Source organism: Marinococcus sp. LNSP9103-4, assembly GCF_056034345.1.
Window position 1 is genome coordinate 92102 of sequence record NZ_JBQLIA010000011.1, and the last position, 18772, is coordinate 110873.

The 18772-nt window shown below is 46.8% G+C and carries 18 protein-coding genes; 12 read left to right on the plus strand and 6 right to left on the minus strand.

Translation table 11 applies throughout. The annotated features are described in order from the left end of the window. Positions 1–27 precede the first annotated feature (27 nt). Positions 28–1239 (plus strand): aspartate aminotransferase family protein, encoded by a 1212-nt coding sequence (locus ACTRXG_RS09555; protein ID WP_474280295.1) that lies wholly within the window; start codon positions 28–30, stop codon positions 1237–1239. Next, positions 1239–2357 carry an N-acetyldiaminopimelate deacetylase gene (locus ACTRXG_RS09560; RefSeq protein ID WP_474284775.1) on the plus strand — a complete coding sequence of 373 codons (1119 nt, stop codon included), beginning with the start codon at positions 1239–1241 and terminating at the stop codon, positions 2355–2357. The genes ACTRXG_RS09555 and ACTRXG_RS09560 overlap by 1 nt, the downstream gene beginning before the upstream one ends. A 56-nt stretch (positions 2358–2413) precedes the next feature. Here the strand turns inward: ACTRXG_RS09560 and ACTRXG_RS09565 are convergent, their stop codons facing one another. Then, positions 2414–3238, minus strand: coding sequence for a mechanosensitive ion channel family protein (locus tag ACTRXG_RS09565; protein ID WP_474264276.1), 825 nt, complete (start codon positions 3236–3238; stop codon positions 2414–2416). A 204-nt stretch (positions 3239–3442) separates the two neighbouring features. Between ACTRXG_RS09565 and ACTRXG_RS09570 the strand changes: the two genes are divergently transcribed. From ACTRXG_RS09570 to ACTRXG_RS09580, 3 genes are all read left to right on the plus strand, one after another. Next, a complete protein-coding gene (locus ACTRXG_RS09570) occupies positions 3443–3994 on the plus strand; it encodes a peroxiredoxin (RefSeq protein ID WP_474264274.1) in 552 nt (183 codons plus the stop codon). 71 nt (positions 3995–4065) lie between these two features. Then, positions 4066–4731, plus strand: coding sequence for a potassium channel family protein (locus ACTRXG_RS09575; RefSeq protein WP_474264272.1), 666 nt, complete (start codon positions 4066–4068; stop codon positions 4729–4731). A 115-nt stretch (positions 4732–4846) separates the two neighbouring features. After that, on the plus strand, positions 4847–6040 hold the full coding sequence (locus ACTRXG_RS09580; RefSeq protein WP_474277173.1) for a cation:proton antiporter: 1194 nt from the start codon (positions 4847–4849) through the stop codon (positions 6038–6040). A 93-nt stretch (positions 6041–6133) separates the two neighbouring features. On the opposite strand, the gene ACTRXG_RS09585 is transcribed toward ACTRXG_RS09580, so the two are convergent. Beyond that, positions 6134–6571, minus strand: coding sequence for an OsmC family protein (locus tag ACTRXG_RS09585; RefSeq protein ID WP_474263871.1), 438 nt, complete (start codon positions 6569–6571; stop codon positions 6134–6136). 148 nt (positions 6572–6719) lie between these two features. On the opposite strand from ACTRXG_RS09585, the gene ACTRXG_RS09590 reads away from it, so the two are divergent. Together ACTRXG_RS09590 and ACTRXG_RS09595 are read left to right on the plus strand one after the other, a co-directional pair. Continuing rightward, complete coding sequence (locus tag ACTRXG_RS09590; protein ID WP_474284776.1) at positions 6720–7205, plus strand: SRPBCC family protein; 486 nt, start codon at positions 6720–6722, stop codon at positions 7203–7205. Positions 7206–7276: 71 nt separating this feature from the next. Then, the gene (locus ACTRXG_RS09595) at positions 7277–8341 is read left to right on the plus strand and encodes an undecaprenyldiphospho-muramoylpentapeptide beta-N-acetylglucosaminyltransferase (protein ID WP_474284777.1); all 1065 of its coding nucleotides are present in this window, start codon (positions 7277–7279) and stop codon (positions 8339–8341) included. A gap of 58 nt (positions 8342–8399) precedes the next feature. Here the strand turns inward: ACTRXG_RS09595 and ACTRXG_RS09600 are convergent, their stop codons facing one another. The 4 genes from ACTRXG_RS09600 to def form a co-directional block, all read right to left on the minus strand. Next, positions 8400–9347, minus strand: a complete 948-nt coding sequence (locus ACTRXG_RS09600; protein WP_474284778.1) for an ABC transporter substrate-binding protein — start codon at positions 9345–9347, stop codon at positions 8400–8402. 118 nt (positions 9348–9465) lie between these two features. Then, positions 9466–11133, minus strand: coding sequence for a ribonuclease J1 (gene rnjA, locus ACTRXG_RS09605; RefSeq protein WP_474263863.1), 1668 nt, complete (start codon positions 11131–11133; stop codon positions 9466–9468). Between the two features lie 3 nt (positions 11134–11136). Further along, entirely contained in the window at positions 11137–11346 is a 210-nt protein-coding gene (locus ACTRXG_RS09610) for a DNA-dependent RNA polymerase subunit epsilon (protein WP_474263861.1), read from the minus strand. Positions 11347–11872: 526 nt separating this feature from the next. Continuing rightward, positions 11873–12418, minus strand: coding sequence for a peptide deformylase (gene def / locus ACTRXG_RS09615; protein ID WP_474277183.1), 546 nt, complete (start codon positions 12416–12418; stop codon positions 11873–11875). A 136-nt stretch (positions 12419–12554) separates the two neighbouring features. On the opposite strand from def, the gene ACTRXG_RS09620 reads away from it, so the two are divergent. The 5 genes from ACTRXG_RS09620 (at position 12555) to lpdA (ending at position 18573) form a co-directional block, all read left to right on the plus strand. Further along, positions 12555–13205, plus strand: coding sequence for a YkyA family protein (locus ACTRXG_RS09620; protein ID WP_474284780.1), 651 nt, complete (start codon positions 12555–12557; stop codon positions 13203–13205). 480 nt (positions 13206–13685) lie between these two features. After that, positions 13686–14726, plus strand: coding sequence for a pyruvate dehydrogenase (acetyl-transferring) E1 component subunit alpha (gene pdhA / locus ACTRXG_RS09625; RefSeq protein WP_474263879.1), 1041 nt, complete (start codon positions 13686–13688; stop codon positions 14724–14726). A 3-nt stretch (positions 14727–14729) separates the two neighbouring features. Continuing rightward, the gene (locus ACTRXG_RS09630; protein ID WP_474263855.1) at positions 14730–15707 is read left to right on the plus strand and encodes an alpha-ketoacid dehydrogenase subunit beta; all 978 of its coding nucleotides are present in this window, start codon (positions 14730–14732) and stop codon (positions 15705–15707) included. An 88-nt stretch (positions 15708–15795) separates the two neighbouring features. Continuing rightward, positions 15796–17154 carry a dihydrolipoamide acetyltransferase family protein gene (locus tag ACTRXG_RS09635; protein ID WP_474284781.1) on the plus strand — a complete coding sequence of 453 codons (1359 nt, stop codon included), beginning with the start codon at positions 15796–15798 and terminating at the stop codon, positions 17152–17154. A 3-nt stretch (positions 17155–17157) separates the two neighbouring features. Continuing rightward, positions 17158–18573 carry a dihydrolipoyl dehydrogenase gene (gene lpdA / locus ACTRXG_RS09640; protein WP_474284782.1) on the plus strand — a complete coding sequence of 472 codons (1416 nt, stop codon included), beginning with the start codon at positions 17158–17160 and terminating at the stop codon, positions 18571–18573. Positions 18574–18772 lie beyond the last annotated feature (199 nt).

The following is an 18772-nucleotide window of genomic DNA, read 5'->3' on the forward strand; positions in this document are numbered from 1 at the left end:
TTCATTTACGCGAAAGGGGCAAACAGCATGAACTGGCTTGAAAAAGACCAGCACTATATAATGTCTACGTACCAGCGTCTTCCGATTGTAGTGGAAAAAGGGGAAGGCAATTACTTATACGACAACGAACAAAACAAATATCTCGATTTATTTACCGGCCTGGCCGTTAATATTGTCGGTCATTCGCACCCCTATTTGCTCGATAAGCTGAAGGAACAGGCAGACCAGTTTCTGCATATTTCCAACATGTTTATTAACAAACCGGCGGTCCGCCTGGCGGAACGGCTGATCGAGCTCAGTATCCCGGGGAAGGTATTCTTTGCAAATTCCGGAGCGGAAGCCACTGAAGCAGCAGTCAAGCTTGTGCATAAATGGGGCAGCAGCCAGGAAACGCCGAAAAAAGGAATCGCTGTGCTCGAAAAAAGCTTCCACGGACGGACGCTGGGTGTTATTCAGCTGACGCGCCAGCCCGGAATTTATCAGGATTTTCCTGCAGCAGACTACCCTGTATATGAAGTGGAAGCAGAAAACCTGGAGGCACTTGAAGAAGTGCTTAAGACGAAGCAGCCGGCCGCATTTTTATTCGAGCCGATATTAGGATCAGGCGGTATTCAGCCGGTTTCCCCTTCTTTTATGGAAGAAGCGAAAGCCCTCTGCGAAAAATACAACGTGCTGTTTATCGTAGATGAAATTCAGACCGGAATTGGACGCACAGGCACGTTTTTCGCCTACGAACGGGCAAATATCAAGCCGGACGTTATTTTATTTGCCAAAGGCATCGGCGGCGGTCTGCCGCTTGGAGGAATGATTGCAGGAGAGCATGTGCAGGAAGTATTTCACCCGGGCGATCATGGCACGACCTTCGGACCTTCACCGCTCAGCGCCGCGATGGGAAATGCGGTGCTCGACGTCCTGTATGATCAAAAGGAATTGGAGAAGGGGCGTGAACGGGCTGAATACCTGTGGTCCCGTCTCGAAGACTGGAAAAAAGAAAGCGAAGGATTTGTGCAGGAAATCCGGGGGCTCGGCATGATGATTGGTGTAGTGCTGGATGCCGATGCTTCATTCGTCAAAACACTGCAGGAGAGGCTGCTTGCGAAAGGGTTTATGTTTAATATTACACAGCAGCGTATTATCCGCCTTCTGCCGCCGCTGACCCTTGAACGAGCTGAAGTGGATACCTTTATTGAAACCCTTGCAGAAGAAATGAACGCCCTGAAAGAAAGGAGCGTGCAGTAATGAATTCTACTGACTTAACGAAATTTCGCCGCGATCTGCACCGCATTCCGGAGCCGGGGTTTCAAGAAGTTAAAACGCAGCAGTATCTGCTTGATGTGATTCGAGCTCTGCCGCAGGAACACCTGTCATATAAAACATGGGAAACAGGTATTCTTGTTCGCATTGAAGGCTCTGACCCGGAAAAAACAGTTGGCTACCGGACGGATATGGACGGCCTGCCAGTCCAGGAGCAGTCAGGTCTGGAGTTTCCATCCGAGCACGAAGGAATGATGCACGCCTGTGGACACGACATGCACATGGCAATTGCGCTTGGCATACTGCAGAACCTTGCGGAGCAACGCCCGGTTCAAAACGTGGTGATGCTTTTTCAGCCGGCAGAAGAAGGACCGGGGGGAGCAGAGCCGATGCTCCGCTCCGGCGAATTCAAGGCCTGGAAGCCGGATGAAATCTATGCCCTGCATATAGCTCCAGAGCACCCGGTTGGCACGATTGCGACAAAGCCGGGGGTGCTGTTTGCCAACACCTCCGAATTGTTTATCAATCTTCACGGTAAAGGCGGACACGCGGCACGTCCCCATCAGACAGAAGACATGGTAGTGGCAGCGAGCCACTTTGTGACTCAGCTTCAGTCAATTGTGGCAAGAAACATTGATCCACTCGATCCGGCCGTTGTAACCATCGGTACGATTGAGGCAGGAACCAAGCAGAACATTATTGCAGAATCCGCCCGGGTGGAAGGGACGATCCGTACCTTTTCGATGGACAACATGAAGCTGATTAAAGAAAGAATAACCGGAATGCTAAAAGGAATTGAAGCTTCCTTTCATTGTGAAACAGAGGTGGACTGGGGAGCGAACTACTGCCAGGTGTATAACGATGAAACAAAAACAGCGGATCTGGCTTCGTTTGCCAAGAGCCATGACCGGGTCAACTATGTGGAGAGCCGGGAAGCAATGACTGGAGAAGACTTTGGCTACTTTCTCCGGGACATTCCAGGGACGATGGTCTGGCTCGGGGTGGATACGCCGTACGGGCTGCACGATAACCGGATCAGCCCATCTGAAAAAGCGATGGACACAGCGGTGGAATTTTTCACTGATTTTCTGCACAGTCGGTAAGAAAACGATAAAAGACGGCAGGGGCTTTTAAAGCCCCTGCCGTCTCTTTTTGTGCTTTATGCTTCTTTGCTGACGTTCACCTGGTGTGGGTAAGGAATTTCGATATTATGGGCATCAAGGTCTTCTTTGCAGGCCTTCAGCAGCTCCCGCTGCATGGCCCATTGCATCATGTTCTCTGTTTTGGCAATAATACGGATCGTAACCTCCGAAGCACCAAGGGCGTTTACTCCTACAACGTCAGGGCCTTCCTTAAAAATGCCCTGTTCTTCAGCTACGCGGTTGCAGGCTCCCTGAATGACAGCAATCGCTTTATCCACATTCTCTTCATAAGCGATGCCGATATCGACAATGGCCTGCATGTTCCCGCGAGAATAATTGCTGACAACGCTGATTTCCCGGTTTGGTACGAAGTGCAGCGTACCGTCAAAGCTACGCACCTGAGTCGTTCGCAGGCCAACCTCCTCGACGATTCCGTCTATTCCGGCGATCGCAATGTAGTCTTCAACGTCAATCTGCTTTTCAAGCAGAATAAAAAAGCCGGTAACGACGTCGCTGACAAGGCCCTGGGCCCCGAAACCAATCGCAAGCCCGACGATCCCGGCGCTGGCGATCAGAGGAGCGATATCAAGGTCAAACAAACCTAAAGTAATAGTAATTACGATAAATAATAAAATGTAAGTAAAGATGCTTATAGCAAGCTTCGAAAGGGTTTTAACCCTGCCCGGGTGCATATTCCGCTGCTTTTCCATGCGGTTAAAGGCGCGATGGATGATTTTGCTTCCGATGGCCCGTACTATAATATAGCCGATGAGCACACCAATTAGCTGCACCATTAAAATAATGGCAGCTGTCCAGAAAACTCCTTCATTAAACGATTCCATATTCAACTTATACCACTCCCCAGCCTGTAGTTTCCATTTTAACCTGACTAGTATAACATAACCGGTTGTGCCAAAAAAATATGCAATAGTAATGAATCAAACCGCCATAAAAACAGGAGCGGAGCGTTTCGTTGACTTTGAAATTGGCGGTCCATATAATGAAGGATAGAATGCAGGATCGTAATTATTAAAGGAGTGGAATGCATGAGTGAAAAGCGTATGGTAGCAAAGCAGGCTCCGCGCTTCGAGATGAATGCCGTCATGCCGGACACCTCGTTTGGCACGATCAGCCTTGAACAAATAATGAAGGAAGATAAATGGACGGTGCTCTTTTTCTATCCGATGGATTTCACCCACATCTGTCCGACAGAAATTACAACAATGAGCGACCATTATGACGAGTTCGAAGAACTTGATACAGAAATTATCGGCGTCTCGACGGATACCATTCACTCGCATAAAGCATGGATCAATATGACGCGGGAAGAGAACGGGCTCGAGCAGCTGAAGTTTCCGCTTGCAGCTGATACAAACCACCGGGTGAGCCGGGACTACGGCGTGTTAATTGAAGAAGAAGGAGTGGCGCTGCGCGGTTTGTATATTATTAATCCGGACGGGGAACTGCAGTATTCGATGATACATCACAACGACGTCGGGCGCGATGTAGATGAGGTGCTTCGAGTACTCCAGGCTTTGCAGATGGGCGGAATGTGTCCGGCAAACTGGAAGCCGGGACAGGATACGATGAATACCTGAGCTTCCAGGGCCAGGACTGAAGGGGTCTGCCAGAAAAGCTGAAGGACTTGAGAAGAATAGGGGAGAACGGAATGAAGAAACAGTTTGCAGTCATTGGACTCGGGCGGTTCGGTGGAAGCATATGCAACGCTTTGGCCGACGAAGGAATGGACGTGCTTGCTATTGATTCCAATGAACACCGGGTCAATGAATTTGCCCAGGTCGTCGCCCAGGCGGTCATTGCGGACGGCATGGATGAAAAGGCGCTGCGCGGCCTTGGGATCCGTAACTTTGACAATGTCATTGTAGCGATCGGAGACAATATTCAGGCAAGCATTATGACGACTATCGTGCTGGATGAAATTGGCGTCAAGCATATTACGGTAAAAGCACAAAATGACTATCATGAAAAAGTACTGCGGCGCATCGGTGCCCATGAGGTTATCCACCCGGAACGAGATATTGGAGTAAGAGTGGCGCACAGCATCGTATCTAAAAGCGTGCTAGACTACCTGGAGCTTTCCGAGGATTACAGTATCGTAGAACTGGAAGCCGGCCAGCTGCTTGACGGGAAATCTCTTCTCGACTTAGATATACGTGAGACGTATGGATGTAATGTCCTTGCTATTAAACGCGGGGAGGACGTCCACGTGTCTCCGCGCCCGGAGGTGGATATCAGCGAGGGAGATATTCTGATTATTGTAGGTGCGGATGGAGACATTGCGAGACTCGAATCCCGGTGGATAGATGATAACTGAAAAATGGTGAAAGCTCTTCCGTATGATTCATGCGGAAGGGTTTTTTAGTTTTTCAGATTGCAAAAAGGATAAATAAGGATGTTGGCTGCATATATTATTACAGGAGGTGAATTAGTTGCTGCTGTATGCGTCATTACTCGTAACACTGTTAGCCATCGGACTGATTGTTTATATATTTGATGTTAAAAGCAATTATTTCCCAGTGCCGATGGTGCTTTTGATTATTGGCCTCGGCCTCTCCTTCATTCCCGTTTTCAACAGGCTTGGTTTGAATCATGATATTATTTTTGATCTGCTGCTTCCGGCGATATTATTTGTATCTGCCTACAGTTTTCCGATACGTTCATTAAAGAAAAACATCTGGCCGATTGCGACGCTCGGGACACTTGGGCTAATGGCTACCGTTTTTTTAATGGCAGTGCTCATATATCTTGCAGGTGCTCCTGCTGTCGGTCTATCGTTCGTAGCGGCATTTTTAATTGCTTCTATACTGACACCGACCGATCCGGTATCCGTGACAGCCATCCTTGAAAATGTGTTCGGTGATTCGGATATCCCGAAAGTAGTGGAAGGGGAATCGATGATCAATGACGGCACAAGCGTCGTATTGTTCGGGATTGCTTCATCCATGTTTTTGTATAATGAATCCTTTTCTATTCTTTCGTTTCTGGGTGAATTTCTGCTCGTTTCGCTTGGCGGTGTGGCCGTCGGGGCGGCGGGAGGATGGCTTGTTACAAAAGCCGTACACGTTATACATAATCACGTGTACCAGGTGATGCTCAGTATAATTCTTGCCTACGGAGGCTTTTATATTGCTGAAGGCCTTGGAGCTTCCGGTGTTTTAGCAACAGTGTCCGCAGGTATCATGCTTTCCCGGGCCTTCCAGAGATCAGAAAAGGAGGAGGAGCTTCACTCCTATTTGGACGGCTTTTGGAAAGTGGTGGAGCCGGCCATATTGTCCCTGCTCTTTTTATTGATCGGCATCCAGTCAGCGGACTATCTTGCGTTCGGGCACTGGCTGCTTGCGATTGGAGTATTTATTATATCGTTAATCGTCCGTTTCATTGTATTGGGAGGTTTCCTGAAATTATCCCCCCATATCAAAGAGCGGTTTCAGTGGTCCTCCGTATTTATGATGACCTGGTCGGGGCTGAAGGGAACCGTTTCTGTGGCCCTGCTGCTGAGCATTGAAACGCAGTCGGGCAGCAGTGCGGACCTCGTCGTTTCTCTGACGTTTGCAGCTATTCTGCTGTCGCTTGTGATTCAAAGTCTTGGGATCTATCCACTGGCACAGAAATTTTCTTCCTGAGAGTGTCCGGCTATGCCAGGTGATATGAAAACTAATATGTATAAGAAAAAACACGTCCGGCTGAATACACCGGGCGTGTTTTTTGGTTTCCGGTTAAGCTTTACTCCAGTCAGCATTCATTTCCACTCCGGCTGCGTGCAGAGTAGTAAACACCGGACAGCGGGCATCAACCTTCTCCTGAAGCTCCTGAACACGTTCATCGCTTTCAGATGTCCGGACCTTCGCTTTTACCGAAACAGTCTGAAAATACGGGCGTACATCAGGATTGCCCATCATGCCTTCTGAATCAATGTTGCCATGTACCTGAAACGAAATACCCTGCAGATCAAAATCCATTTCTCTGGCCACGAAGTTGGCTACTGCGTTTTCGCAGCCTGCCAGGGAGGAGAGAAGAGCGGATAAAGGGTCCATGCCCTGATTGCTTCCACCAAGATTTTCCGGCTCATCGATCGTAATTTCATGATTGCCTGCAGAGAGGTCAGTCTGAAAGTTTTTGGCATCTCCTTCTACGTTAAATTCCATATTAGCCATAGTTATTCACTCCTTTGGGTAGAACTACCGTACTATACCCATGCCCCTATTAAGATAAACAAGAATGGCAGCCAATCCTCAAGTTGCGTTTTTTCAGCTATCCTTTAGGGAATGGGATAAAAAGCAAACTGTAAAGGAGAAATCAATTATGGCAAAGTACAGTAGAATTATCGCCCAGGCAGGGTGCCACATTCATCACGCAGAGCCTGCACAGGTATATGAAGCCTGGACCAATCCTGAGCTGATGAAAACGTGGATGTTTCCCTCAGGTGGAGAAAAAGAAGCAGAAGCAGAGGCTGATGTAACAGAAGGGGGAGCATGGAGCGTCGTGAACGAAGGCCAGGAGGAAGCGTACCGGGCCTACGGAAAGTATCTGGAAATAGATCCGCCGGAACGAATCAAAAAAACGCTCGTCCGTAAAGAGACAGGCGGGCAGGACGAAAAAATCACAGTAGAAATTAACTCAATTTTAAACGGAAGCCAGCTGATTGTAACCCAGGACGTAGTTTTTCTTCACCATGAACAGCTGGAGGGAAAAGTAGTCGAAGAGCATTTAAGAGAACAAAGGCTCCGAACGGAAAAATATTGGCATGAAATGTTTTCCTTACTATCGAAACAACTTACACCTTCGTAAGCATATGATATTATAAAAGACGGGACAATATTTCCCCTACAGACTTAACGACGTATAGGATGATGAGGAAAATGCAGAAAAAGATCGTATTTACCGGCGGTGGCTCCGCCGGTCACGTTACGCCGAATATTGCTGTGATTAATGAGCTCGATCAAAGCGATTGGGACATTTATTATGTCGGCTCAAAAGAAGGTATTGAAAAAGAGCTGATTGAGCGCAGAGGCATACGGTACCACTCTATTAGTTCGGGGAAACTGCGCCGTTACATAGACTGGCAGAATATTACTGATATTTTCCGTGTGGTAAAAGGCTGCCTCGAAGCCCGTAAGTATTTAAAAAAAGTTAAACCGAATGTGGTATTCTCCAAAGGCGGCTTTGTCACTGTGCCGGTAATTATCGCAGCCAAAACATTGAATATTCCCGTTATTATTCATGAAAGTGATATTACGCCGGGACTTGCCAATAGAATCGCCCAGCGGTTTGCGACAAAAATATTCACATCGTTCGATGAAGCGACAGCTCATTTTCCTTCCGGAAAAGCAAAAGCTCTCGGTTCACCGGTGCGAAAAGAAATCACACGTGGAGACAAAAGAAAAGGGCTCGAGTTCCTTCAATTCGAAGAATCCCGGCCGGTACTTACCGTTATGGGGGGGAGCCTCGGCGCAAAAAAAATTAATGAAACGGTGCGTGCGGCGCTTCCGTGGCTCACGGATAAATATCAGGTAGTTCACCTTTGTGGTAAAGGCCATACAGACGATAGTCTGGAAGGTCAGCCAAACTACCGTCAATTCGAATATGTTAATGAAGAACTGCCGGATGTGCTGGCTGCCACAAACACAATCATTACCCGGGGCGGTTCCAATTCTATTTTTGAATTTCTGACGCTGCATCTGCCAATGCTGATTGTGCCGTTAACACGTGCTCAAAGCAGGGGAGACCAGATTCTGAATGCTGAGTCATTTAAGGAAAAAGGATATGCAGCTGTCCTGGAAGAAGAACAGCTGAGTGAAGAAACGCTGCGCGAAGCTCTGCAGAACATTGAAGACAGCCGGGACGATACGATCGCCCAGATGAAAACATATATGGCTGAAAATCCATTGGATCTTATTATCAAAGAGCTGTATGCCTATCACTAATCAAAGCCTCCCCGGCACTTGTGGCCGGGGAGGCTTTGCATATTAAAAGGAAATTGCATTACTCAGCAAATATATCGGCAATTAAATCAATCTGCTCGTTAATGGAAATAGGGTCATAAGGGTAGTACGTGTCGTAATCAAGAAAATAAAACTGGTCGTTCTGTACAGCATCGAGGCTTGCCCAGACATCGGAATTCTGGATTTTTTCCTTGCTTTCACCAGTCTCCTCAGGGTCGTAGGTAGTCATGAACATATGATCGGCCGAGTACTCCTCAAGCACCTCCATTGAAATCTCCTGCGCATTTTCGCCCATGACCTCCTCCTGAATTTTCTCGGGAGCGTTCAAATCAAGAGCATTATAGATAGCCTGACCGCCCCGGCCGCCATTCGCGCCAAAAACATAAAGGTCGTTATTATTGGTCAGTTCATATAATCCGAAAGTATCATCCTCTTCTATTGTACCCTCAAGACGTTCTTTTGCATCCGCTGCGGTTTCCTCAATGGTGTCTTTAAAATCTTCAGCTTCTGCCTGATTATTGGTCAATTCCCCGAATGTATCAAGCGTTTCCTGAACATTTGTATCCGGATTGTATGGAATATGAACTGTTGGAGCGATCTCTGACAACTGTTCGTAATTGTCATCATACATTACAACAATTAAATCAGGATCGAGCTCGAGTACTTCTTCAGGATCAATTGGATTCCCAACATTTTTTGCTTTGCTCAAGTGTTCTTCAAGAAAAGGATTGGAAAATGCATCCGGTCCGGAACCGGATACGTCTGCATCAACCGCAAGCAGCTCGCCGGCGTAGTAATCTGTCACAATCGTCTCTGGGTCCGAGGGGATGGAGACGTCGCCTTTTTCTGTTTCATATGCACTGGTTTGCTCACTGCTGTCTGCATTATCTGCAGAAGAACTGGTTCCTTCCCCGCTGCTGCAGGAAGCGAGCAGCACTGTGCCAGCTGTAACAACAGCAAATCGTCCAGTAATCGTATGTAAGCGCATCAAAATCCTCCCTGTTTAAATGATAATGATTTTCAATATCACTAGTGTAACGAAAAGAGAAAGAAAAATCTACACAAAAAAGCCCCCGCAATATATGCGGAGGCAGAAGCGAAGTGGTTTACACTTCCATAATAATAGGGAGAATCATTGGGCGCCGCTTCGTACGCTCGTATAGATAAGGTGCCAGACTGTCTATAATTTCTGATTTAATCTCAGACCACTGACTGGTTTTACGTTTCATCACTTCATCAAGATGCCTGCTTAATGTTTTCTGGGCATCGTTAATCAAATCCCCGGATTCACGCATATAAACGAAGCCGCGTGAAATTAAGTCTGGACCTGCTGAAACCTTAAAGTTTTTCATATCGATACTTACGACCACTACGACGAGTCCTTCTTCGGATAAAATGCGGCGGTCCCGGAGCACAATGTTGCCAATGTCACCGATACCGTGACCGTCGACATAAACAGCACCGGAAGGCACCTTGCCTACGACAGAAGCACTGTCCCGGGTCAGGGCTAGCACTTCACCGTTTTCCATAATAAAGGAATTTTCGAGAGGTACGCCGCAGTCCCTGGCAAGTCTCGAATGCATTTTCAGCATCCGGTATTCGCCGTGAATCGGCATGAAATATTTCGGGCGCATTAAGCGCAGCATAAGCATTTGTTCCTGCTGGCTTCCGTGACCGGAAGTATGAATGTTGTTCAGTGAGCCGTGGATGACACGCGCTCCTGCACGGTAGAGCTGGTTAATGATTTTATGCACGGATGTCGTATTTCCTGGAATAGGAGAACTTGAGAATACGACAGTGTCTCCGGGAATAATCTGAATCTGACGGTGGGTTCCGTGGGCTACACGGGAAAGAGCTGCCATTGGTTCGCCCTGGCTCCCGGTACATAAAATGGCTGCCTGATCGTCCGGCAGTTTATTTAGCTGGGAAGGCTCCACGAACGTTCCTTTTGGTGCATTAATATATCCGAGCTCCTGGCCAATCGTGATGGATGATTCCATACTGCGGCCGAATACAGCGATTTTGCGTCCGTCCTTTACAGCTGCATCCACGGCCTTTTGAAGACGGTATATATTAGAAGCAAATGTTGCAAAAATGATTCTTCCTTTGGCCTGGCGGAAGATGGAACGGATGTTGTCCCCGACTTTTCGTTCGGATACAGTGAACCCTGGAACCTCCGCATTCGTGCTGTCCGAGAGCAGGCACAGCACGCCTTTTTCGCCGATGTCGGCCATTTTGGCTAAATTGGCCGGCTCTCCTACAGGGGTGAAGTCAAATTTGAAATCTCCAGTATGGACAACATTCCCTTCAGGAGTGTGGACATTGATACCGAGAGAATCAGGAATACTATGGGTGGTCCGGAAAAAATCCACTTTTAAATGATTAAAAGCAACAGGCTGGTCTTCCTGAACAGTATTTAATTTTGCTTTGCGTAAAAGCCCGCGTTCTTCGAGCTTTCCTTTTAACAGACCAATGGCCAATGGGCCGCCGTAAATAGGGACATTTAATTCTTTCAGCAGAAACGGGACACCGCCGATATGGTCTTCGTGCCCGTGGGTGATAAAGACGCCTTTAATTTTTTCTTTGTTCCGCACCAGGTATGTGTAGTCGGGAATGACGTAGTCGATTCCAAGCAGGTCATCTTCTGGGAACATGATACCGGCATCGATCACGATAATTTCATCCTGGTATTGAACCACGTACGTGTTTTTGCCGATTTCGCCTAACCCGCCCAGGGCAAAAACAGCAACTTGGTTTTGGTTTATTTGTTTCATACGTTATAAATTCTCCACTTGAAAGTCTTCAGATCTTTGTTCGAACTCAAGCTGCTTATCAGTAAGCCCCTGAACGAATTCAATGTTAAATTGTTTGTCGGCGAGTTTGCGGCGGACTTCCCGCTCAGATTCTGCTTCTACATATAGTGAATGAGTGTTTTCCCGTACAGGGGCTTCTGTGAAATTATTCTGGTAAAAAACTTTGTAAATCATCGTAAATATCTCTCCTTCTTGAAATGTAAATGCGGCGTTTATAACTGCTTTAGAAAAAAATGGTTTTTTGGCATAAAATAGTACTGTAAATAGAAAAAAAGCAAAATAATGCAGGAAGGACAGGAAGTAATCGTTGCAACAGCCTGGCTGTTTAATCAAAAATGACTTCATATCCAGAGCGGTTCTACTCAGCTTCCGGCCAAAGAACTCAAGCTGAACAGCACCACAGTGTACGTACCAACCATTAATAATTCATATTATAAAGCATGAAACTGTTTTTTTCATCCTTTTAATCACTTCTGTCCAAAAATCATCCGGGTGCAGAGTAAGAAAAAGACAAAATAAAGTAACTATACGGGTACTAAAGAACCATGATAGTATAGAAAGGGAATAAATTATCTATAAATGCATAAAGTTTCTTTTATAGAAATTATTACCAAATAAAAACGGGGAGAGAAAACTTTATAGGAAAAAACTGATGAGATGAAAAAAGCATTTTCCCGAAGGAAAACGCTTCTTTAGCAGGCTATAGCTTTGGCAGTTCCCGTTTGTACTCGTCCTCGTAATCTTCAATCCGGTCGTAAAACATAACCCCGTTCAGGTGATCAATCTCATGCTGGGCAACAATAGCCGGCAGTCCCCGGAGACGCAGCTTCACTTCTTCGTTTTCAAGAGTCTGTGCCTTTAATGTGATACGCGAATATCTTGGAACGTTTCCAGGCACTTCCCGGTCTACTGAAAGGCATCCTTCTCCGCCCTCTAAATGAGTGGTTTCTACAGAATGGCTCAGAATTTTTGGGTTGATGAAGCCGTAGCTGTACAGCTCATCTTTGTCATCGGTCACATGCATGGCAAACATTCTTTTATTAATGCCAAGCTGGGGTGCTGCTACACCGACGCCGGAACGGAGCTCATATTTTTCAGCGGTTTCCTCGTCCTGGCTGTTTTTTAAGAAATCCAGCATTTCCTGCAGGGTATTCAGATCTTCAGGAGACGGAGGAACCGGGACTTCTTCAGATACTTTACGGAGCGCAGGGCTTCCCTCACGCTTAATATCTTTCATTGTTAACATGAATCAACTGCCTCCAATCAAGCTTACATATGATAGTCGTTAATAACAGTGTATTAGTATAGCAAAAAAATTTCAGCTAAAACAGCTCTAAAGTGTGAAATAGCCGGAAAAATATAAATATACAGGAGGAATACATATGTACAAAATGAACAAAAAATTGACAGGAGCAGCAGTCGTTACATTATCGGCTTTAGTATTATCGGCATGCGGGTCTCCAGAGGGAAGCATCCAGAATCACTGGAGTGAAGCAGCTGGAGCTGAAGAGGATTTTTCCAGTAAAGATGAAGAATTGACCGAACTGGCCCAGGAAGAACAAAATGTATTCGAAAATTTAACTTCCTATGAGAATGATGAAAAGAAAAAAATTGAATCATCTGTAGAAGAAGCTGTAGGATCAGTGAATGAACGTAAAGAATTAATGGAAGAAGAACAGGAAGAAATTAATCAGGCGTATGAGGAAGCAATGAACGCAGACGAACCGATTGAAAATCTGGAAAATGAACAAATGACTGAAAAGGCTAATCAGGCCCAGAAGGCGATGGAAAAGAGAAACGAAGCATTTAACGGAGTACACGATGCTTATATGGAAGCAGTTGATAAAGAAATTGATATGTATGAATCGTTTAATGATAAAAATCTAGAGCTTGAAGCGCTCGAGGATCAGCTTGATACTATTAACAGCTCATATAAAGAAGTGGAGAACCACAGGGAAACATTTAATGCAGAAACAAAAGCATTCAATGAAGCTAAAAATGCATTCGGGGATATGACGGAGGAAGAGAGTTAATTCAGTTTTATAACAAGGCGGCGGGGCCAGGCGGTGAATGGAGAAAAAGGGCTGAACTGTTTATATAAGCGTAGGCCGATGATATATAACAGATTTGATTATTTACAAATAATAGAAGGTGCCAAATGGCAGGATAATCCTTTGAACAAAAAGGATTGACGTATCTTTTTCGTTTGGTATATTCTAACTATTGAAAAGTATTGTTTCATTGAAATGATATAATAAACTGAAACAGTTACTTATTTGTTCTTTGTTAAAATTATCCTTGATTACATTAAGCTTGTGAAGGGTATTAAAAGATGATGTGGTCTTAAATCCGCACGCGGAAAATACTCTAGCAGCAGATTGTGAAATTCGGGCGATAATTGAAGAACAGATAAAACACAACTACTGGATACAGCCGGTGTATTTTAAGAAGAGAGGAAGAGGTGAACATTTGTGGCGACAAAAACGATTGAACAAGTCGAAAGTCACTTTGAAATGTTTCAAATTTTAAATGAAAACGGAGAGGTAGTTAACAAGGACGCAATGCCTGACCTTTCCGATGAGCAGCTTCAGGAAATCATGCACCGCATGGTCTATACGCGCATCTGGGATCAGCGCGCCATTTCCCTGAACCGTCAGGGACGGCTCGGCTTCTACGCGCCAGTAGCAGGACAGGAAGCTTCCATGATCGGCTCCCACTATGCACTGGAAAAAGAAGACTGGATTCTTCCGGGCTACCGGGATGTACCACAGGTAGTATGGCACGGCCTTCCATTATATCAGGCGTTCCTTTATTCCCGCGGCCATTTCCATGGCGGTCAGATTCCGGAAGGCGTAAACATTCTCCCCCCTCAAATAATTATCGGGGCTCAGATTGTACAGGCAGCAGGCGTCGCGCTTGGTTTAAAGCGCCGTCATCAGGATAATGTTGCTATTACTTATACTGGGGACGGCGGCGCTTCCCAGGGCGACTTCTACGAAGGTATGAACTTCGCAGGTGCCTATGAAGCTCCGGCTATCTTTGTTGTGCAGAACAACCAGTTTGCCATCAGCGTGCCGGTAGAAGAACAGTCCGCAGCTAAAACGATTGCTCAAAAAGCGGTAGCTGCTGGGATTCACGGCGTGCAGGTTGACGGCATGGACATCCTTGCCATGTACTCTGTCACGGAAACAGCCCGTAAGAATGCCTTAAACGGAGAACCTACCCTGATTGAGTCCGTGTGTTACCGTTACGGCCCGCATACAATGGCTGGTGACGATCCGACCCGTTACCGCACAGAAGAACTCGATAACGAATGGGAAAAGAAAGACCCGCTTATTCGTTTCCGGAAGTTTCTTGAGGATAAAGACCTTTGGAATGAAGATAAAGAAAACGAAGTGGTAGATCAGGCGAAAGCCGATATTAAAGAAGCGATTAAACAGGCGGACGATACACCGAAACAAAAAGCCTCCGATTTAATCGAAATTATGTATGAAAAGCTTCCGCAAAACCTGCAGGAACAGCTCGAAGAATACAGAGAGAAGGAGTCGAAGTAAGCCATGGCGCAAATGACGATGATTCAAGCAATTACAGATGCAATGCGTACGGAACTGAAAAATGACGAGAACGTCCTCGTCTATGGGGAAGACGTAGGCCAGAACGGCGGTGTCTTCCGTGCTACAGAAGGGCTGCAGGATGAATTTGGTGAAGAGCGTGTATTTGATACTCCGCTCGCAGAATCTGGTATCGGGGGCTTAACGCTCGGTTTGGCTGTTACTGGCTTCCGTCCGGTAATGGAAATCCAGTTTTTCGGCTTCGTATTTGAAACAATGGACGAAGTTGTCGGCCAGATCGCACGTCTGCGCTACCGCACAGGCGGTAAATACGGTGCGCCGGTAACTATCCGTACACCTTACGGCGGCGGAGTGAAGACTCCAGAGCTGCACGCTGACAGCCTGGAAGGCCTGATTGCACAATCCCCGGGTATCTCAGTTGTTATTCCATCGACTCCTTACGATGCAAAAGGCCTGCTGATTTCTGCTATCCGCAGCAATGACCCGGTCTTTTATCTCGAGCACATGAAGCTGTACCGTTCTTTCCGGGAAGAAGTGCCGGAAGAGGAATACACAGTGGAAATCGGCAAAGCGGATGTGAAGCGTGAAGGAAAAGACGTTACTCTAATTGCTTACGGCGCTATGGTGCACACATGCCTGAAAGCAGCTGATCAGCTTGCAGAGGAAGGGTACGAAGCAGAAGTAATCGACCTGCGTACTGTAAGCCCGATTGACATGGACACCATTGTTGAATCCGTGAAAAAGACTAATCGTGCTGTTATGGTGCAGGAAGCACAAAGACAGGCAGGTGTCGGCTCCAACGTTATGGCTGACCTTAATGAGCGCGCAATTCTGCACCTTGAGGCACCGGTACTTCGTGTAGCAGCTCCTGACACTGTTTTCCCATTTGCGGCGGCTGAAGACGTATGGCTGCCAAATGAAAATGACGTGATCGAAAAGGCGAAAGCAGTACTCAACTTCTAAATTTGTAAATGACTGCAACAGGTTGATGGCTGAAATCAACCTGTTTGCTACGCGTAATATCGAATGTAAACTAAAGGAGGCATTTGTTTTGGCTTATGAATTTAAACTTCCCGATATTGGTGAGGGAATTCACGAAGGCGAGATCGTTTCATGGCAGGTTAAGCCCGGCGATGAAATCAAAGAAGACGACGTGCTCTGCGAAGTACAAAACGATAAAGCAGTTGTGGAAATTCCTTCCCCTGTAGACGGAAAAGTTTTAGAGCTTAAAGTGGATGAAGGAACAACAACCACCGTCGGTGAAGTGATTCTCACTATCGATGATGGCAGCGGAGAGGAGTCCTCTTCAGATGATTCCGCGGAAGATGCTTCCGGCGATGAAAGTTCCGAAGGTAAATCAGAAAGAGACGAGCAGGAACAGAATGATGCTCAGCCGGCTTCCACGGAAGCAGAAAAAGAAAGTCCGACACCAGCAGGTGGCGAGAGTGCCAGTACGTCAGGAGAAGCAGACGTAGATGAAAACGCACGCGTTATCGCCATGCCGTCTGTGCGCAAATATGCGCGTGAAAATGAAGTAACGATTCAAAAAGTCAAAGGAACAGGCAAAAACGGCCGTATTCTCCGTGAAGACATCGATGCATTCCTGAGCGGCGATCAGTCAGCTGAAGAAGAAACAACAGAAGCTGCTTCCGGCGCTGAAGAAAGCAAAACCGCAGCGAGCGCACCAGCACCTTCCCAGGATCAGGGCGCTATGGAAGAACGCGTGCCGCTTAAAGGTATCCGTAAAGCTATCGCTCAAAAAATGGTACAATCAAAACAGACGGCTCCACACGTTACTCATATGGACGAAGTGGACGTCAGTGCGCTGGTTGACCACCGTAAAAAATTCAAGCCGATGGCAGCAGAGCAGGATATCAAGCTTACGTACCTGCCGTACGTAGTAAAAGCTCTGACTTCCGCAATCCGTAAGTTCCCTGTATTGAACGCTTCTATCGATGATGAAGCTTCTGAAATCGTGTATAAGCATTACTTCAATATCGGCATTGCAGCTGATACAGAGCAGGGACTTGTCGTACCGGTTGTAAAAGACACAGATCGCAAGCCAATCTTTACACTGGCTGACGAAATCAACGAACTTGCTACAAAAGCAAGAGACGGAAAGCTTTCCTCGGCTGAAATGAGCGGAGGCTCTGCTACGATTTCGAACCTTGGATCTGCAAAAGGTGCTTTCTTTACTCCGGTTATTAATCATCCGGAAGTAGCGATTCTTGGTATTGGCCGTATTGAAGAAAAAGCGGTAGTGCGCGACGGTGAAATTGTTGCTGCGCCAATGCTTGCTCTTTCATTAAGCTATGACCACCGCCTAATCGATGGCATGACAGCACAGCACGCATTGAATCACATCAAACGCTTGTTAAATGAACCAGAACTAATCTCAATGGAGGGATAATTCATGGTAGTAGGAGATTTTGCAGAAGAAATTGACACGCTAGTTGTAGGTGCCGGTCCGGGTGGCTATGTCGCGGCCATCCGTGCGGCCCAGCTTGGACAAAAGGTAACTGTCGTAGAAAAAGGAAATCTGGGCGGAGTCTGCTTGAACGTAGGCTGCGTACCGTCCAAAGCATTAATCCAGGCGGGCCACCGTTTTCACGAAGCCAATGAAGGCGCGGAAAACATGGGTATTACCTCTAAAGGTGCCGATGTGGATTTCACAAAGGTACAGGAGTGGAAAGGCAGCGTCGTTGAAAAGCTTACTGGCGGCGTTGAATCCCTTCTAAAAGCAAACAAGGTAAATATCGTAAAAGGGGAAGCTTACTTCTCCGACAAGGATCAGGTAAAAGTTTCCACGGATGAATACAGTTCCCAAACGTATAAATTTAATAACTGCATCATTGCTACGGGGTCCCGTCCGGTGGAACTCAAGCCGCTTCCGTTCGGAAAACGTGTACTTGATTCTACTGGCGGCTTAAATCTCGAAGAAATTCCGAAAAGCATGATTGTGGTCGGCGGCGGCTATATCGGCATCGAGATGGCTGGAGCGTATGCAAACCTTGGTACAGAGGTGACGGTGCTTGAAGGCGAGAATCGTATTCTTTCCCAGGGCTTTGAAAAGCAGATGACTCAGCCAGTGCAGAAGAAATTAAAAGCACAGGGCGTTGATATTCAAACAGAAGCATTTGCCCAGGGCGTTGAGGAATCAGAGGACAGCGTAACTCTTACAGCTGAAGTAAAAGGCGAAGAAAAAACGTTTGAAGCAGAATATGTACTGGTTGCTGTAGGACGTCGTCCAAATACAGAAGAACTGGGACTTGAGCAGATCGGCGTGGAAATCGGCGAACGTGGTCTTATCCAGGTGGACGAGCAGTCCCGTACCAGTGTAGATAACATCTACGCAATTGGTGACATCGTGCCTGGCCTGCCGCTTGCTCATAAAGCTTCCTACGAAGCGAAAGTAGCTGCAGAAGCTATTGCCGGAGAAGCAGCAGCAGTCGATTATCTCGGTATGCCGATGGTTGTCTTCTCGGATCCGGAGCTTGCAAGCGTTGGATATACTGAAGAAGACGCGAAGGAAGCAGGCTTTGACGTAAAATCCGCGAAGTTTCCCTTCCAGGCAAACGGACGGGCATTGTCTCTGGACGTCTCTGAAGGCTTCATGAAGCTCATTACGCGCAAGGATGATGGATTAGTCATCGGGGCACAAATCGTTGGCCCTAACGCTTCTGACATGATTGCAGAAGCAGGCCTGGCAATTGAAGCAGGTATGACGGCAGAAGATGTGGCGATGACCGTTCATGCTCACCCAACGTTAGGTGAGATTACGATGGAAACGGCAGAAGCAGCACTTGGCATGCCAATTCACATTACGTAATAAAATTAAGAAGGCCGCGGCTTATCACAGCCGTGGCCTTCTTGTGTATAGTAGAAGAGCAGCTGCTCGCGGAAGCAGAATATTTCATGCCTTCTTAGTATAATAAAAACCCCGGCGCTCTGTGAACTGACCCAGCGAAATGAGACAAGAAAAAACACCTATGCGGCCACCGTCCGGAATTCCACCGGGCTGTGGTCGT

What these genes read in the sequence shown, in the direction of transcription:
- ACTRXG_RS09555 (WP_474280295.1), top strand. Translation starts at nt 28, where the DNA reads ATGAACTGGCTTGAAAAAGACCAGCACTATATAATGTCTACGTACCAG.
- ACTRXG_RS09560 (WP_474284775.1), top strand. Translation starts at nt 1,239, where the DNA reads ATGAATTCTACTGACTTAACGAAATTTCGCCGCGATCTGCACCGCATT.
- ACTRXG_RS09565 (WP_474264276.1), bottom strand. Translation starts at nt 3,238, where the DNA reads ATGGAATCGTTTAATGAAGGAGTTTTCTGGACAGCTGCCATTATTTTA.
- ACTRXG_RS09570 (WP_474264274.1), top strand. Translation starts at nt 3,443, where the DNA reads ATGAGTGAAAAGCGTATGGTAGCAAAGCAGGCTCCGCGCTTCGAGATG.
- ACTRXG_RS09575 (WP_474264272.1), top strand. Translation starts at nt 4,066, where the DNA reads ATGAAGAAACAGTTTGCAGTCATTGGACTCGGGCGGTTCGGTGGAAGC.
- ACTRXG_RS09585 (WP_474263871.1), bottom strand. Translation starts at nt 6,571, where the DNA reads ATGGCTAATATGGAATTTAACGTAGAAGGAGATGCCAAAAACTTTCAG.
- ACTRXG_RS09590 (WP_474284776.1), top strand. Translation starts at nt 6,720, where the DNA reads ATGGCAAAGTACAGTAGAATTATCGCCCAGGCAGGGTGCCACATTCAT.
- ACTRXG_RS09595 (WP_474284777.1), top strand. Translation starts at nt 7,277, where the DNA reads ATGCAGAAAAAGATCGTATTTACCGGCGGTGGCTCCGCCGGTCACGTT.
- ACTRXG_RS09600 (WP_474284778.1), bottom strand. Translation starts at nt 9,347, where the DNA reads ATGCGCTTACATACGATTACTGGACGATTTGCTGTTGTTACAGCTGGC.
- rnjA (WP_474263863.1), bottom strand. Translation starts at nt 11,133, where the DNA reads ATGAAACAAATAAACCAAAACCAAGTTGCTGTTTTTGCCCTGGGCGGG.
- ACTRXG_RS09610 (WP_474263861.1), bottom strand. Translation starts at nt 11,346, where the DNA reads ATGATTTACAAAGTTTTTTACCAGAATAATTTCACAGAAGCCCCTGTA.
- def (WP_474277183.1), bottom strand. Translation starts at nt 12,418, where the DNA reads ATGTTAACAATGAAAGATATTAAGCGTGAGGGAAGCCCTGCGCTCCGT.
- ACTRXG_RS09620 (WP_474284780.1), top strand. Translation starts at nt 12,555, where the DNA reads ATGTACAAAATGAACAAAAAATTGACAGGAGCAGCAGTCGTTACATTA.
- pdhA (WP_474263879.1), top strand. Translation starts at nt 13,686, where the DNA reads ATGTTTCAAATTTTAAATGAAAACGGAGAGGTAGTTAACAAGGACGCA.
- ACTRXG_RS09630 (WP_474263855.1), top strand. Translation starts at nt 14,730, where the DNA reads ATGGCGCAAATGACGATGATTCAAGCAATTACAGATGCAATGCGTACG.
- lpdA (WP_474284782.1), top strand. Translation starts at nt 17,158, where the DNA reads ATGGTAGTAGGAGATTTTGCAGAAGAAATTGACACGCTAGTTGTAGGT.